At 36.7% G+C, this 15,045-nt stretch carries 14 protein-coding genes and 1 pseudogene; 6 read left to right on the top strand and 9 right to left on the bottom strand.

Annotated features, from left to right (window positions below; translation table 11 throughout):
* Positions 1–79: 79 nt before the first annotated feature.
* A complete protein-coding gene (gene rpmH / locus ACFINM_RS07865) occupies positions 80–214 on the bottom strand; it encodes a 50S ribosomal protein L34 (RefSeq protein WP_005864709.1) in 135 nt (44 codons plus the stop codon).
* Positions 215–818: 604 nt separating this feature from the next.
* Here rpmH and ACFINM_RS07860 point away from each other — a divergent pair.
* A complete protein-coding gene (locus tag ACFINM_RS07860) occupies positions 819–1,880 on the top strand; it encodes an Mrp/NBP35 family ATP-binding protein (RefSeq protein WP_375641028.1) in 1,062 nt (353 codons plus the stop codon).
* A gap of 308 nt (positions 1,881–2,188) precedes the next feature.
* On the opposite strand, the gene ACFINM_RS07855 is transcribed toward ACFINM_RS07860, so the two are convergent.
* The 4 genes from ACFINM_RS07855 to rsmI all read right to left on the bottom strand — a co-directional run bounded on the left by ACFINM_RS07855 (position 2,189) and on the right by rsmI (position 4,647).
* Positions 2,189–2,983, bottom strand: coding sequence for a pyrroline-5-carboxylate reductase (locus tag ACFINM_RS07855; protein WP_375641027.1), 795 nt, complete (start codon positions 2,981–2,983; stop codon positions 2,189–2,191).
* Between the two features lie 56 nt (positions 2,984–3,039).
* Positions 3,040–3,285, bottom strand: a complete 246-nt coding sequence (locus ACFINM_RS07850) for a hypothetical protein (protein ID WP_375612261.1) — start codon at positions 3,283–3,285, stop codon at positions 3,040–3,042.
* Between the two features lie 101 nt (positions 3,286–3,386).
* Positions 3,387–3,755, bottom strand: coding sequence for a YraN family protein (locus ACFINM_RS07845; RefSeq protein WP_375612280.1), 369 nt, complete (start codon positions 3,753–3,755; stop codon positions 3,387–3,389).
* A 4-nt stretch (positions 3,756–3,759) separates the two neighbouring features.
* Complete coding sequence (rsmI, locus tag ACFINM_RS07840; protein ID WP_375641026.1) at positions 3,760–4,647, bottom strand: 16S rRNA (cytidine(1402)-2'-O)-methyltransferase; 888 nt, start codon at positions 4,645–4,647, stop codon at positions 3,760–3,762.
* A gap of 1,319 nt (positions 4,648–5,966) precedes the next feature.
* On the opposite strand from rsmI, the gene ACFINM_RS07835 reads away from it, so the two are divergent.
* Positions 5,967–6,104: a hypothetical protein gene (locus ACFINM_RS07835; protein ID WP_375621630.1), complete on the top strand. Its 138-nt coding sequence runs from the start codon at positions 5,967–5,969 to the stop codon at positions 6,102–6,104.
* Positions 6,105–6,720: 616 nt separating this feature from the next.
* On the opposite strand, the gene ACFINM_RS07830 is transcribed toward ACFINM_RS07835, so the two are convergent.
* From ACFINM_RS07830 to ACFINM_RS07820, 3 genes are read right to left on the bottom strand one after another with little or no spacing between them, the layout of a single operon-like run.
* Positions 6,721–8,385: a 4Fe-4S dicluster domain-containing protein gene (locus ACFINM_RS07830; RefSeq protein ID WP_375621631.1), complete on the bottom strand. Its 1,665-nt coding sequence runs from the start codon at positions 8,383–8,385 to the stop codon at positions 6,721–6,723.
* 3 nt (positions 8,386–8,388) lie between these two features.
* Complete coding sequence (locus tag ACFINM_RS07825; RefSeq protein WP_375641025.1) at positions 8,389–9,309, bottom strand: electron transfer flavoprotein subunit alpha/FixB family protein; 921 nt, start codon at positions 9,307–9,309, stop codon at positions 8,389–8,391.
* 51 nt (positions 9,310–9,360) lie between these two features.
* Complete coding sequence (locus ACFINM_RS07820) at positions 9,361–10,107, bottom strand: electron transfer flavoprotein subunit beta/FixA family protein (RefSeq protein WP_375621633.1); 747 nt, start codon at positions 10,105–10,107, stop codon at positions 9,361–9,363.
* Between the two features lie 511 nt (positions 10,108–10,618).
* Between ACFINM_RS07820 and ACFINM_RS07815 the strand changes: the two genes are divergently transcribed.
* From ACFINM_RS07815 to ACFINM_RS07805, 3 genes are all read left to right on the top strand, one after another.
* Complete coding sequence (locus ACFINM_RS07815; protein ID WP_375641024.1) at positions 10,619–11,437, top strand: hypothetical protein; 819 nt, start codon at positions 10,619–10,621, stop codon at positions 11,435–11,437.
* A 178-nt stretch (positions 11,438–11,615) separates the two neighbouring features.
* Positions 11,616–12,536 carry a sulfite exporter TauE/SafE family protein gene (locus ACFINM_RS07810; protein WP_375621635.1) on the top strand — a complete coding sequence of 307 codons (921 nt, stop codon included), beginning with the start codon at positions 11,616–11,618 and terminating at the stop codon, positions 12,534–12,536.
* Positions 12,537–12,538: 2 nt separating this feature from the next.
* Positions 12,539–13,348, top strand: a complete 810-nt coding sequence (locus tag ACFINM_RS07805) for a TIGR02186 family protein (RefSeq protein WP_273790722.1) — start codon at positions 12,539–12,541, stop codon at positions 13,346–13,348.
* 22 nt (positions 13,349–13,370) lie between these two features.
* On the opposite strand, the gene ACFINM_RS07800 is transcribed toward ACFINM_RS07805, so the two are convergent.
* Positions 13,371–13,652, bottom strand: coding sequence for a DUF6460 domain-containing protein (locus tag ACFINM_RS07800; protein ID WP_375621636.1), 282 nt, complete (start codon positions 13,650–13,652; stop codon positions 13,371–13,373).
* 1,090 nt (positions 13,653–14,742) lie between these two features.
* Here ACFINM_RS07800 and ACFINM_RS07795 point away from each other — a divergent pair.
* Positions 14,743–15,045, top strand: a pseudogene (locus tag ACFINM_RS07795) (ABC transporter substrate-binding protein); the annotation flags it as partial.

The raw sequence follows: 15,045 nt of genomic DNA, 5'->3' as shown, positions 1-15,045 counted from the left end.
AGACATTGTAGGTTCATAATAAAAGTTTCACAACGAAGAAACGATGAGCAATCCTCAACGGTTGTGAAAATTTAAATGGTTAAGCAGAAAGCCGCTTACGTCCACGAGCACGTCTTGCAGCAATAACTTTACGTCCTCCAGCTGTGGCCATGCGTGCACGAAACCCATGGCGGCGTTTACGGACAAGTTTAGAGGGTTGGTAAGTACGTTTCATTTATTTAAATACCGCGGAGTGCGGCCCTTCTTAATCTTCGTTTTATGAGTAGTTATGCGCGAGATAAACAATTTTATCCTATCATATGGCTGTTAACCCATAAGGAAAAATATAAAAAAAGTCAATCTTAGATTGTTTTTCTCTCTCTTGAAAGAATACAAAACACCTTATAACTATCTGTAACGCTTTTTACAATACTGTAGGAGTGTTAGAAAATAACGATTGAATCTACAGAACATAAATGGCTAGGGCCTTAAATAATTAAAGAAGGTGTGACTAATTACTGCTATGCTCAATTTAAAATATCCTTTAAGATTAAGAGTTTTTTTCAGTTTTTGTTTTTACAAAATTTTTATCAGAATATTCATTAAAGTTGTTGTAACACAAACGTGATTGATAGGATTTTATAGCAGATTTTATGTTTGAGCTTCTTTATTTTAAGGATGGTTTCATATTTTTAAAGAGATAAGAGATGTATACTTTATAATGCTGAGTAAAGTAGAAAATTATCAAGTGATGAACAAAATTATCAGGTGATGAACCTTGTAAGTATTTTTCGTTCTTATGCTTATATTTGCTAGTATTTTTATAGAGAGGAAAGAACATGGATCTTATCACAAGTGAGGCTGTCCGCAACGTATTACGTACAATCAAAGGACCAGATCTTGAAAGCGATATTGTGTCGTTGGGTCTTCTTTCAGAAATATTGATTGCTGATGGTAAGGTTTTCTTTTCCATTACAGTTCCTGATGGAGGTGTGCAAAAATGGGAATCATTGCGTCGTTCTGCTGAAAAGGTGGTATGTGCTTTGGAGGGAGTGAAATCTGCTGTTGTTACACTTACAGCAGAAAAAATAACAAAGACAGCACCTAGTCGGAGAGCCAATCTCTTACCGATCAAAATGCCCATAGAAGGTGTGAGGCATGTGATTGCTGTTGCTTCTGGAAAAGGAGGGGTCGGGAAATCTACGATGGCAATAAATATCGCCTTAGCTTTACAAGATTCTGGTTTCAAGACGGGGGTGATGGATGCTGATATTTATGGTCCTTCGTTGCCACGTTTGACAGGACTTGTTAATCAAAAATCACAGCTTATTGGAGAAAAAAAGCTTCAACCTCTTGAAAAATTTGGACTGAAATTGATGTCGATGGGATTTTTGGTGGAGGAAGAAAAGCCGGTGGTCTGGCGCGGTCCTATGGTTATGGCAGCTGTAACGCAATTGTTACGAGATGTTGTATGGGGCCCTTTGGACGTTTTAGTCGTTGATATGCCGCCCGGTACAGGGGATGCACAATTAACGCTTGCCCAACAGGTACAATTAACAGGTGCGTTGGTTGTTTCTACGCCCCAAGATCTTGCTTTAGTGGATGCGCGTAAAGCAATAGAAATGTTCATGAAAGTTAATGTTCCTATTCTAGGACTCATTGAGAATATGAGTTATTTTATCGCTCCTGATACGGGAAAACGCTATGATATTTTTGGCTATGGTGGTGCACGGGCAGAAGCAGAACGTCGAGAAGTCCCTTTCTTAGCGGAAATACCGCTTGATGCAGCTTTAAGATTTTCTTCAGATGAGGGAATCCCTATTTTTGTTGCTAAGCCTAGTGAAGAGCATGCTAAACTATATCGTAAAATTGTTGATCAAATAAAAAATCAACTCTTTTGAATGGGGGGGTGTTTAAGAGAGTTTATTAAAACACAATCATGAAAGACATAAAAATAGTCGCTTCTTTGTAAGAGGAAGTTTTAATGTGTGAATGGAATATATAGGTTAAATAAACAAAAAATTATTCATGCGTTTGGATAACCTGAAGGGGAACAAAATTGAAGAGCTAGAGCCGTGAGGTAGAAAAAATATTGGACTTGAGGCAAAAAGAAGAAGACCGAAAATAAAAATAATTTAGAAAAATTGTAAAAGGTTGTAAAAAATATTTTAAAAATCATTTTTTGATACGAGTTTTCTTGATATAAATCTTAAAATTTCTTTTTAGAAGCATTCATTTTTTGCAAAGTAGCTTCAAGAGCCATTGTTAAAGCATTCCTTCCCCCTTGTTGAGAAAAGTAATTTGACAAAAATTCATTTGTTCCACCCTTTGTTGAAAACTCTTTTTCAAGCAGTGAAAAATCGAGAGATACAGAACGATCCGTTGCTATAGTTTTACGCATTTCATCTGTAAGATTTCCAAACATCATGGTAAGGAATTCTGCTGATTGTTGTTTTTTTAACCCTTGTGTTATAAACCATTGATGGGCAGTTTCTATAAAATTAAAATATACTCCCATAAGTGAACCAGCTGTCATAAAAAGATTAAACTGCTCTTCCTTATCCAGCACCAATGTGCCCCCCAATGCATCAAATAAAGTGCGTAAAAAGGGATGATTGGGATAGATTGGTGTCAAATTTTTGCATTCTGCAACAAAAGGTAATGGAACAGCACGATAAACTTTATGATTAATCCACTCTTCTATTTCTGCTGCTTTTACCATAGCAAGTACGGAAATAACCAGCTGTTCTGGACGAAAACGAAGAGAGCACAAAACGTCTTCTGCAATTTGGTTGGGCAAGCAAAGAAAAACACAATCACTAACATCCAGCAACGCTTGGTTATTTTCAGCAATCATAACTTTATCATAAGTACGTGAAAGGCGCTTTGCTGTTTGTGCATTGCGAGGCGAAACAACAATGGAAGAAACATCAAAGTTGCTTGTCATTAAGCCATTTACCATTGAAGCACTGATTGTACCCGTTCCCAAAAAGCCAAGTCTCATTATCTATTTCTCAGTTTCATATTTTAAAAGGAATTTCAATCAACATCTCAGGTGTTTTAACTAACATAAACGCTAATTGAAGAAGCAACACATAACATAGCAAGAATAATCAAAACCAAATAGATTTTGGGCTTGTCAAAGAGAACGGCAAAAGCAGAAAACCAACCAACAACAGCTGCGGCTAATGCAAATAAAAAACCTGGTTTATTCATAAGCACAATATGCATTGCCATTAACCCACCAATAATTAGCGCTCCAAAAATGATGAGCAAACCTGTTGCAAACTTTTCATAATCATCCATATTTCGCTCCTTATAGCGCTCAATTATTACACACTTTTTAACGCATATGCACATAAAAACGAAATGTTTTTTATTGAATATGGTTAAAACGGGGAGGACTTTTATTGATCAGATGTAAAAAATGCAGGGATATGCTGTGGCCAACGCCAAGGTAAAATTGCAATTAAATCAAAGCGTACAGACAAAAGGGCATAATCTTTTTGCCGTGCGAGCCAAATATCGGCAGCTGCCTCAATTCGCTTTTCATTCATTCGGGAAACCGCTTCCATTGCTTCAGCCAACGTTGAACGTGCTTTAACTTCAACGATTAACACAAGATTTCCGCGTCGTGCAATTAAATCAATTTCTCCACATTTTGTTTTAAAACGCCTTTCGGCAATGTGAAACCCTTTGCAACGTAGCCACCAAGCTGCCAATTTTTCTGCACGAATCCCTCGATAAAAAGACTTTTGTCTGCGTTTTTTTTGTATTATTTTACGCATTTTTTAAAAAGATTAATCGCTGAAAAAGTTCTTGCTTTTTTAAACCGGTTTTTTTTGCAACAAAAGCTGCCGCTTGAGCAGCAGAATGTATCCGTGCGCGTTCTAATAGCATTTCATCAATTTCTTGATCACTTATCACATTTAAAGAAGAAGATGATTCTCCAACAAGTACAACAATTTCCCCACGAATATGTGCTTGTTTTCTGTAATTTTCTAACAAATTTCCCAAATTGGAAACATCTACTGTTTCAAACTTTTTTGTTAATTCACGACAAATGGCAGCAGGTCGATTAGCCGAAAAAAGTGTGACCATATCCTGTAAAGTTTCAACAAGACGATGCGGTGATTCATAAAAAATCAAAGTTGCTGGAATCTCTTTTAATTGTTCCAACCGTTTTCGGCGCTGTAGCTTTCGTGCACTCAAAAAACCTGCAAAAAAAAAGCTATCCGTAGGAAGCCCTGTCGGTATAAGAGCGGCTAAAAGAGCGGATGCTCCAGGAATAGGAATAATTTTATGACCAGCTTTACGGGCCTCTTCTACCAATCGAAATCCAGGATCAGAAATAAGTGGTGTTCCGGCATCTGAAACAAGTGCTACTGTTTTGTTTTCTGCTAAAGCCGCTAAGAGCTTCGGACCCGCTTTTTGCGCATTATATTCATGATAGAGAAAAGTTTTTTTTTGAATGCCGTAACGTTCCAACAAAACACGTGTTACTCGCGTATCCTCACACGCTAAAATATCAATTCCTGCAAGCACTTGCAAAGCACGAAGCGTAATATCTGCAAGATTTCCGATAGGTGTTGCCACAAGATAAAGCCCTGATTCTATAACGGGTGCAGAATAAGCATGCGCACCTATAAAATATGCTTTTTCACACATGCTCTTTTCTTTTCATTAAATTCTCCTCACCACAAGATTTTTATCCATACTCATAAGCCATTTTGGCTCATTTTTTACCAGCACATTTTTTATCATTACAAAGGCTTACCTTACTCGAATAATCGATTACACTACAATAAGATAATTTCATATTTAACGTCTTAATTTAACATTATTATCTATTTTGATCCGCGTTATTTTTTCCAGTAAAACAAATTCCAAATGTAACCAATATTCTATCAGCCCCATGATTTTCTATAAAGTTTTTCCTTCGAGAACCAAAAAACAACTTTACTCATGTTATAATCTCATGCTTCTTTGTGCTCTTTGAAAAGCTAAGCTTTTTAGATTATTTCCATAACGCCGATTTTTCAAATATTCTATTGATATCCAAACTGTTTTTCTGAGCAAATGTAAACAGCCCCTTTTGAAACACATACAGTTAACTGGCAGCTGACTGTATTGTTATTGATCAAATATAAGCTCTTATCAGCAAAATACTTTATTTTTTCATATTCTCTACAGCTTTAACAGTATACAGTATAATGAGTACCTTAGAAAAGTTTAAGGCTAAATTTTATCTTAAAGATTTGATTTATAATGGAAAATTTATTATTTTGCCTATTAATTAGGAGCTTTAAATATCGTAACATTATCTCAGCTCTTCTTATAGTCAATTAATCAAAATCATTTTTGTGCATCTTGAAACCTCCTTAAAACAAAGATTATCGCCTCATTGGAGATCTCAGAGAAAATAATGCTGTTAGCTTGTACTTTTTATTTCATAAATATGGAACTGTTCGTTCACAGGATTGCGTTATACCTTTTTCGAATAGTGTCGCAAAATTATTGTTTGATATGAGAGCTATCTCTTAAAAACAAGCCCATGACTGAACAACACAAGTCTGCTTTAATTTTGGATACCTTATTTTTTCTGAAGGATATGCTCCCATAAAAAAACGTAAGTAATAAAAGCGGGGACAATACGTTATCTCTTCTTTTTAGAGGATATTGTGATGCTTTTGAAAGTTTTAAAACCGAATGGACAGATGATAGTAAAGAGGAAAACAGTTTTTTCCTTTCAGATTTGATGTTCTTGCTAAATGAAGCTGTATTTTCGTTTCAGAGATTACTCAAATAGAATATGCAATATTTTTGCTCTAGCTACAAAAGCTGGAACGGCGTGCAGAGCTTTCATTCACCTTAATCTTTCTTTTAAATATACCACTTGTGTTCAATTTGGATGTTGATTTACAAGCAATAGCGAAAGCACAAGCTTTATAAAAAAACAACTCTATAAAACGCGTCATAGAGTGGTCATGAAAGCTATTTTGTTTTTTATCAGGTGTTTTGCTAATAGCGATAGTCTCCATGGCTTGGCATCTGCTTATTTTTACGGTATTTGTACACATTCATTGCAGTATATTGGTAAAGGGCAGTATATTGGTAAAGGTTAGATGCAAGGCGATTATCTTTAATGCAAAAATAAAAGGTTAATGTGAGATTAAAGATTTTTTCGTGTCATTATCAGTAGAAACATTATAAAGGGCTTGAACGAGTATGCTCTTTATCTCTTTATCTCACGATGTTTTTTCTACATTCATTCGTGGTTTTCTTGAGTGAGCATTACTTGGCAAAGTGTAGGAGAAGAAATAAATGTGAAGCGCATCTTCAGGGGGCTCTTGGCTAGTTAAAACGATTGATGTTTCTTATGAGAGGGCTAAAAGTATTTTGGATCATATGGGAGAGGGGGTAAAGTAGAACGGGCTTATTTTCCTTCAGGTTTTCGAGAACCGCGGCTGTTCCTTTATCGCAGAATTGTCAAGAATATATTTATTATTGTTTTGTCATTTAAATAAAAAAATTTTGATAAAAATATGTTATGTTTTTCTATTGAAAAAATTCATACGGTGAAGAGAGTATTTTATATGAGAATAGAGTTCTTTTTACATTGTGAAAGAACGTATGCAGGAAGGTGATTGATAGATTTCTGATCTGAGGGAAATATTTTTATCCATTGCGTTTTGTATATTTCAATTTTAGGAAAATGAACAATGATTATACATTGGGGAATTACATATTGGGATAGAAGGGGCCCTCATTGCCTTGCGGACAGATCCAAGTGATATTTTGGTTTGGATCTTTGATATCGCATGTTTTACAATGTATGCAATTTGAAGCGTTTATCATATAAGTCAGATGATCATTATCCTCTAGCCACTCGTAGACAGCGGCGGGGCAATAGCGTGTAGAGGGTCCTCCATAGATTGCATATTCAGAGTCCTTTTGCTTTTTTAATGAGGCTATTTTTAAATGACAAGGTTGATTTTCTTCATGATGCGTATTGGAAAGGGCAACACTTGAAAGGCGATCAAAGGTTACAACGCCATCTGGTTTTGGGTAAGAAATGGGTTGAAATTTTTCTGCTGGTTCAAGGCATGCATAATCTTCCTTTCCGTGGGAGAGTGTTTTAAATAAGGAAAATCCGAACAGTTGTTGCCACCACATATCAAAACCAGCAAGTTTAATTCCATATTTTGTCCCATATTTTGCCCAGAGCGGTTTGGCATTTCGCACTTTATAAAGATCTTTGCCAATGAGCCCTTTTCGCCACTGTTCTTCGATTTCTTTAACCTCATCATGGGCACGCCCTTGTGCAAGAGCGGTAGCAATTCTATCGGCAGCTAATATGCCAGATAAGATGGCATTGTGTGATCCTTTGATACGAGGAACATTGACAAATCCAGCAGAGCAGCCAATAAGCGCTCCACCAGGAAAGGTGAGTTTTGGTACAGATTGCCAACCTCCTTCGCTGATAACACGTGCACCATAGGAAAGACGTTTTGCGCCTTTAAAGATTTTATAGAGTTTTGGATGTGTTTTAAAACGTTGAAATTCTTCAAAGGGAGAAAGATAAGGATTTTTGTAATCTAAGTGCACAACAAAACCGACAGAAATGATATTGTTTTCTTGGTGATAAATAAAGCCACCGCCACCGGTATTATTGTCTAAGGGCCAACCAGTGAAATGTTGTACTAAACCGCGTTGGTGTTTGTTGGGGGCAATTTCCCAGAGCTCCTTGAGACCAAGACCAAATTTTTGTGGTTCTCGATTTTTGCTAAGATTAAAATGTTGTATCAGTTGTTTTGCAATTGAGCCGCGTGCTCCTTCCGCAATCAGAGTATATTTTGCCAATAAAGCCATCCCAGGCATATAATTTTTTCCAGGAGTTCCATCTTTGTTAAGCCCCATATCACCGGTGAGAACACCAATGATAGCTCCGTTATCTTTTTGGATGATGGGTTCTGTTGCTGCAAAACCAGGATAGATTTCAACACCCAACGCTTCAGCTTTTTTGCTTAGCCAGCGGCAGACGCTCCCAAGCGAAACGATATAACATCCGTTATTTGATAAGATTTTAGGGTGCAAAATATTGGGAAATATTGTGGACTTTTGAGGCTTTAGAAAAAAAAATTGGTCCTGTGTGACAGGGGTTGTAAAGGGATGGTCGTTATCATTTCGCCATTCTGGTAAGAGTGTATCGATACCAATGGGGTCAACAACTGCGCCAGAGAGAATATGTGCACCAACTTCGGTCCCTTTTTCAACAATTGTGACAGAAAGCTCAGGATTAATTTGTTTAAAACGAATTGCGGCAGAAAGCCCTGCTGGTCCTGCTCCGACAATGACTATGTCAAACTCCATACTTTCACGTTGGTCATGCAGAAGTGCTTTCATGGCTTATAAAGCTTTCTCCAATTCTGGAATAATTTGGTGGAGATCACCTACAAGGGTGTAATCGGCAATTTGCATGATGGGAGCTTCTTCATCTTTATTAATGGCAACAATAATTTGTGCATCCATTATACCGGCTACATGCTGGATTGCACCGGAAATGCCAACGGCGATATAAAGTTCAGGGGCAACGACTTTTCCTGTTTGTCCAATTTGCCAATCATTGGGAGCATAGCCTGCATCCACTGCTGCGCGGCTGGCACCTAAAGCAGCATTTAATTTGTTTGCAAGAGGAAGAAGCAGGGCCATAAATTTCTCTTGAGAACCAAGACCACGCCCGCCTGATATAATAACACGTGCTGAGGTGAGCTCAGGACGATCACTTTTGTTTGTCTCTGCTTTTACGAAAGAAGAAAGATTTGGATTGGGAGCTGGTGTTATTGTTTTAATGGGAGCAGAATTATTTTGGGAAGGCGTTGGGGTGAAAGAAGCGGTGCGAACTGTTATAATCTTTTTATAATCATTGGTGCGTACAGTTTCAAATGCATTGCCTGCATAAATTGGTCGTTTGAAGGTATTGGGTGAAAGAATGGCGGTAATATCTGAAATTTGCATAAGATCAAGAAGAGCTGCTACGCGCGGCATCACATTTTTCCCAGTACTGCTGGATGCTGCCATGATCACATCATAATCCTTTGCTAACATGAGAATTGTATCTGCCATAGGCTCGGCAAGTTGATGGGCTAAATAGTCTGCTTTTGCAATAAGAACTTGCCGCACACCATTAAGTTTAGCACTATTTTCCGCTATCGTTTGAATTTTTTCTCCGCAAACCAGAATATCGATATCATTACTGAGTACGCGTGCAGCGGTGAGTACTTTTGCTGTTTCTTCTGTATTATGATCGGCCAATAAAAGAATTGCCATAAGTTTTTGCCCTTTTATGTGAGTGTTGCTTTTACTCTAGTGGTGAGAATATTAAATGCAGTTCTTCTGTTTTAAGGCTCTGACAAGTTCTACTACATTTGCCACTTTTATACCGGATTGACGGGGTTTTGGCTCTTCAACGCTTAAAATTGTTAAGCGTGCTTTCGTATCGACGCCAAGATCAGTAAGAGATTTTTGTTCAATGATTTTCTTTTTTGCTTTCATGATATTGGGGAGAGAGGTGTAACGCGGTTCATTGAGCCGTAGATCGGCGGTCATAACCATGGGAAGGGGAAGACAAAGGGTTTGTGTTCCATTATCAACTTCACGAGTAACTGTAGCATGCCCATTTTCTATGTTAAGATGTGAGGCAAAAGTTGCTTGTCCCCACCCAAGAAGAGCAGCGAGCATTTGTCCTGTTTGGTTGCTATCGTCATCAATTGCTTGTTTTCCTAAAAAGACCATGTCGGGTTTTTCTTCATCAACAATGGTTTTGAGAATCTTAGCAATTGCTAAGGGTTCAAGTGTTTGATCCGTTGTGACAAGAAGTGCGCGATCAGCTCCCATTGCAAGTCCTGTTCGTAGAGTTTCTTGAGCTGCTTCTGGGCCAATTGAAACAAGAAGAACTTCTGAAATTTTACCGGATTCTTTTTGGCGAATGGCCTCCTCCACGGCTATCTCATCAAAAGGATTCATAGACATTTTTACGTGAGACAGATCAACGCCTGTACTATCCGGTTTGACGCGTATCTTGATGTTATAATCAACAACACGTTTGACAGCGACAATTATCTTCATAATGATCCTCTTTGTTTGTATGTTACAAGTTTATAGCAATACTCATAAGAAACCAAATTGTTTAGAATGAAGTCTCAATTTATAACTTGTGTTCTCTTTCGTATAAGCTTTTTTATGTTTACTTGTACTTTCTCGTCGTTATTTTCAATCTTCATATTTTTGCATTGCCATAATTGCCTTATTTGCTTGAATAAAAAGTAAAAAAATCAATCTGTCTTGTGAGAATATTCTTTTTTAGTTTCTTATGCTTTATTTATGATGGTGCAATAGGTCCTTTATGCAATGAAAAATTAAGTGAAAAAGATAAAAATGGGGGAATGATTTTGCTCTTCAAATCTTGAAGACAGAAAAATTAAAGATCTTTCTTTCAAATATTTTAGATAAAGATTGGGGAAAATATTTCTAACAAAAAAGTTTTTGGGAGTTCTTAAAGCTCTATTTACTAAAATAGAGCACACTTTCTCATCATTTGTTGCGATTCTTTTCAAAAAGGTTAATGAGGGGTAGGCTTGTGAATACGAAGGGTCATACGATCGACCAAGCGACCAAACAGGTTAGGAACGATAAAGTCTTTTCTTTTGTTGAACAGAAAGAGAGAATGGATACTTCTGTAGAAGTAACGATGTCGGATATTGCTCAAAAATTACGCACCGTTTATGCGCAAATGCAAATGAAGCATTCGCCTCGTTCTTTAATGCAGCAGAGTTCTGTAGAAGAGCATTTTAAATCTTACTTAGATGATATTAGTCGGGCCATTTTGGCTGAACATTATATACGTCGTCAAAGAGAAAAAAAGCTTTTCCAGTCTTTAGAGCAGATTAAAACAATTGTTCAAAGTTTGCAGAGTGAAAAAAAAAGCTTAGAAGAAGCAGCGGTAACACGACGGGTGTCTCGTTCAAAATCACCTGATTCTGTTGTACAAAAACTTGCTCACATGGAATGTGAGGGAAATCAAGAACGCTTATTACTTCAAAAGGTGCAAAATTATTCGAAAGAAAACAGCATAATTTCACTCCAAACAAATGTTGAAAATACGTTGCAGCAAGAAAATAGAAGCCCTTTGCCCAGTGATGCTCTGCAATCTTCTTTTAAAAAGGTTGAGGGAGTAGTGAAGCATGCTGTGATAAAAGAAAAGGGGATGATGGGTGCTCAGGCATCTAATCATTGCATTGAGAATGATTTTTCTTCTTTAAGGACGCAGTCTCGGGAACATGTGTCGTTTTTATCTTATTTGCTAAAAAAAGGTGTTCTTTGTTTTTTAACCGTTGCATTTGTGGTAGCGATAACGTTATGTTTTTATAGCTTTTTAAAAGGAGCTCGTTTTTTTTAATTTTTATGATGTTGATGTTAATAGATGTGAAATGTATTGCGCATTCGTGTTTGTGCGGAAGCTATAGCAACTAAAATTATCCTTTTAAACACGCAACAGAGATTATTGGAAAAGAGGATAATTGGAGAAGGATTCTCTAATTGTAAAAAAACCTCAAATTATCTTGAAGGTTCTGTAAGTGAGTATTTATTTACCAATTGCTGAAATGTCACTCAATATGCTGATCTTGATTGGTATGGGAGTCGTTGCTGGTTTTTTTTCAGGACTTTTTGGAATCGGTGGTGGGTTTCTCATCACGCCGTTATTGATTTTTTATAATATTCCTCCTGCTATTGCTGTTGGAACAGGTGCCAACCAGATGATTGCGTCATCTGTAACAGGAGCAATTACACATTTTAGAAGACGTACGCTCGATATTAAACTTGGTATTCTTTTGGCGCTTGGAGGAGGGATTGGTTCTTTAATCGGGATTCAGGTTTTCTCTGTTTTGAAAAAGTTAGGTCAATTAGATTTAATGATTTCGCTTCTTTATGTGATTCTTCTTGGAAGTGTAGGAAGCTTGATGATCGTTGAAAGTTGGTATGATATGATGCGCAAGCGTAAGGTAGGAAAAGCCAATATTCGTCTTGCTGGTCGACATAACTGGATTCATCGCTTACCCTTAAAAATGCGTTTTCGGACATCTATGATATATGTTAGCATTATTCCAGTTTTAGGGATTGGTCTCATCGTGGGGTTGTTGTCTTCTATTATGGGAATTGGTGGGGGGTTCTTTATGATCCCAGCATTGATTTATCTTCTGCGTGTTCCAACCAGTGTGGTGATTGGGACTTCACTTTTTCAGATTACATTTGTGTCTTCTTTCACGACAGTTTTGCAAAGTATGACTAATCAGTCCGTTGATATTGTCTTGGCTTTTTTGTTAATGCTTGGAGGAAGTATTGGTGCGCAATATGGAACACGGGTTGGACGGAAGTTAAAGGCTGAACAATTGCGTATGGCACTTGCATTTTTAGTGTTGATTGTGTGTATGCGTCTTGCTTTTCAATTATTTATACGCCCTGATAATCTTTTCTCTCTGGATATTCTTATGAGATAAAAATGGGTAGATTATTTTCTTTATACATCATTACAGGTTGCTTTTGTTTTATTTCTTTTTCTACATGGTCACATGTTGGGACGCCAGCTACATTCATTGATCAAGTTGACCACGAAACTGTCCAAATTATTGTAACAACGAATACGATTACTGTGGATGCAAATTTTGCTGGTCGTGATCTTTATATTGCTGGTGTTTTAGAAAATATTGATCCGTTATATTCTCGACAGAACCGTTATGATATTGTTGTAAGCTTGGAGGGACAAGATCGGACAATGGTGATGCGAGAAAAAAAACGCAATGCCGGTGTATGGGTCAATACAGATTCTCTTATTTTTAAAAAGGTTCCTCTTTTTTACTCTATGGTCACAACACGTGAAATTGACGATATTACGAGCATTGAAGATTATAAACGCTTAGGGTTAGGATTACTCTATTTGCCATTGCAGACGGATGAACAAGATCAGAAAAAAATACAAATCTTTCGCGATGAACTTATAAAATTGCAAAAAGCTAAAAGCCTTTATTATGAGGAAGTGGGTGGGGTTCGTTTTGGTTCTGACACACTTTTCACAGCGCATTTTCGTTTGCCAGCAAATATCCCAGTTGGACATTATAAAGTTCGTGCTTATCTTTTTCGTGATGGACAGTTTATTGATAGTGCAACAACGACTCTTGAAATTGTTAAAGCACATATCACCTATACAATTTTTTATGCAGCGCACAAGTATCGTTTTTTATACGGTATTGTTGCAGTGATTATTGCTATTACTACAGGATTTTTGTGTCGTTTGATTTTTCGAAAAGATTAACGCAAGGAAAATGTTAAGGCTTTTATTTTTTATGAAAAATTCGTAAGATAAGAAAAATAGGCACAACAACAATAGCTCCTGTCATAGTTATATGGAAGAAATTTGTAAGCGTTATAAATCCTGCTTCCCATAGTGATTGAAAAAAATCGACTATTTTTTGTATGAGGTTTCGAGGTGTCCATCCCAAAAAATTCATTACGATACCAATGAAGAATGAAAGGATAAGCAATTTTAGACTAACGCGGCGTGATTTTCCTCCAAGAAACGCATGAAAAGAATCTAATAATTTTTTTTTTCGCTTCATTTTAATATACTTTCAAAGATCGTGTTTTTTATTGTATTATCATGGTACAGCGATGTTATTATCATAAAGGAAAAACATTTTTTTATTTTTTCTTACTTTTTGAGTTTATCACCTTAGTCTGGTTAACGGTGCTGGTTTTTGAAATATACACATGTTTTATTGTATTTTTTGCGATATTTTCATGGCGCTTCTTTTATTAAATGAAGGGATATCCTTTCGTCTCGAGAATTTGTAGAGAAATTTTATAACGTTTCAGCATTTCTTATCAGAGTGAGAGTTCTAGTATATTGAAGATTTTGTAACGAACTTATTATTGTCGTGTATAGAAATAATATTTCAAGACAGTTTACTTAAAAAAAGACTATCTATTCTAATAAGGGTGTGCTTATATAGGTATTATATTTAGATATTTCAACCTTAGTGCATTGAAAAGATCTTTTTTTCTGAAAAAATGTAAGCAATGAATTGAGTGTTGTTAAAGGAGCAAAGATATTAAAAATACGATGTGAAAAAAAGTTTTGTTATGTGTGGGTGCGTAAAGGAATATCAGGGGGAGCCTATGCTCCTTTTATTTAGAAATAAAATATAATTTAAAAGCTGTTATTTGGCAGAGGATTATGGAAAAATTCAAAATTCCTCTTGTAGGGGGAGGAGATCATGTCGGTTGATGGGTGAATTTTCCTGTTTTGTTAAAATGTCAAATTGTTAGTAGAGCTCTTTGTTATTAAGGCGCTTAAGCTAACAAAGAAGAGTCTTTTGATGGCATAAAAAGGCGAGAGGAAAGAAGAGACAAGCTTACCCGACAAAAGAGAGAAAATAGTGGTTTTATAGTCTTCAATCGTAGGCGTTATGACATCATGAATAGGCTCTGTTATGGGGAGCATTCATTGTATGTCAGAGTGTTTGTTGTTGCATGTTTTGGTTTGTCTTGGCTTGTAGCCATGGGTAGAAGTCCGTGGTTGGTAAGTGGTGTTGTTTGAAGGTTTTAATAATACTTTGTTTGAGGCGCTTATGGATCATCTAACCTTATTATTAAGCATGTGCTTGTTGTGTGGGAAATTTATATAGTAAACTTTAAAAGGAAAAGTCTATGAACTTGAAGAAAAAAATATTACAAAATAGCAGCTCTCTTGTTTCTGCTCTTATGGCATTGGCGATGGTTGCACAACAAGTTTCAGCAAAAACACCCGCTGATACCCTTGTGATGGCTTGGAATCTTGATGCAATTAGTACATTTGATCCCGCACAACTTAATGATGTTTATGGAAGTGAAATTGTTCGCAATGTTTGTGATAATTTGGTCAGTACTGCGACAAATGATCCTGCTAAAATGGTTCCCGCTTTAGCAACACATTGGGATGTTTCAGGTGATGATCACAGTACGGTGATTACT

It is taken from the genome of Bartonella sp. AA168HLJHH, assembly GCF_042197365.1.
GTDB lineage: Bacteria > Pseudomonadota > Alphaproteobacteria > Rhizobiales > Rhizobiaceae > Bartonella.
The sequence above is the reverse complement of the archived record's forward strand: the minus strand, read 5'-3'. Positions and strand labels throughout refer to the sequence as shown.

Coding starts and splice junctions, on each gene's coding strand:
- rpmH (WP_005864709.1), bottom strand. CDS start 214: ATGAAACGTACTTACCAACCCTCTAAACTTGTCCGTAAACGCCGCCAT.
- rsmI (WP_375641026.1), bottom strand. CDS start 4,647: ATGTGTGAAAAAGCATATTTTATAGGTGCGCATGCTTATTCTGCACCC.
- ACFINM_RS07850 (WP_375612261.1), bottom strand. CDS start 3,285: ATGGATGATTATGAAAAGTTTGCAACAGGTTTGCTCATCATTTTTGGA.
- ACFINM_RS07820 (WP_375621633.1), bottom strand. CDS start 10,107: ATGAAGATAATTGTCGCTGTCAAACGTGTTGTTGATTATAACATCAAG.
- ACFINM_RS07860 (WP_375641028.1), top strand. CDS start 819: ATGGATCTTATCACAAGTGAGGCTGTCCGCAACGTATTACGTACAATC.
- ACFINM_RS07830 (WP_375621631.1), bottom strand. CDS start 8,385: ATGAAAGCACTTCTGCATGACCAACGTGAAAGTATGGAGTTTGACATA.
- ACFINM_RS07800 (WP_375621636.1), bottom strand. CDS start 13,652: ATGAAGCGAAAAAAAAAATTATTAGATTCTTTTCATGCGTTTCTTGGA.
- ACFINM_RS07835 (WP_375621630.1), top strand. CDS start 5,967: ATGAAAGCTATTTTGTTTTTTATCAGGTGTTTTGCTAATAGCGATAGT.
- ACFINM_RS07805 (WP_273790722.1), top strand. CDS start 12,539: ATGGGTAGATTATTTTCTTTATACATCATTACAGGTTGCTTTTGTTTT.
- ACFINM_RS07855 (WP_375641027.1), bottom strand. CDS start 2,983: ATGAGACTTGGCTTTTTGGGAACGGGTACAATCAGTGCTTCAATGGTA.
- ACFINM_RS07825 (WP_375641025.1), bottom strand. CDS start 9,309: ATGGCAATTCTTTTATTGGCCGATCATAATACAGAAGAAACAGCAAAA.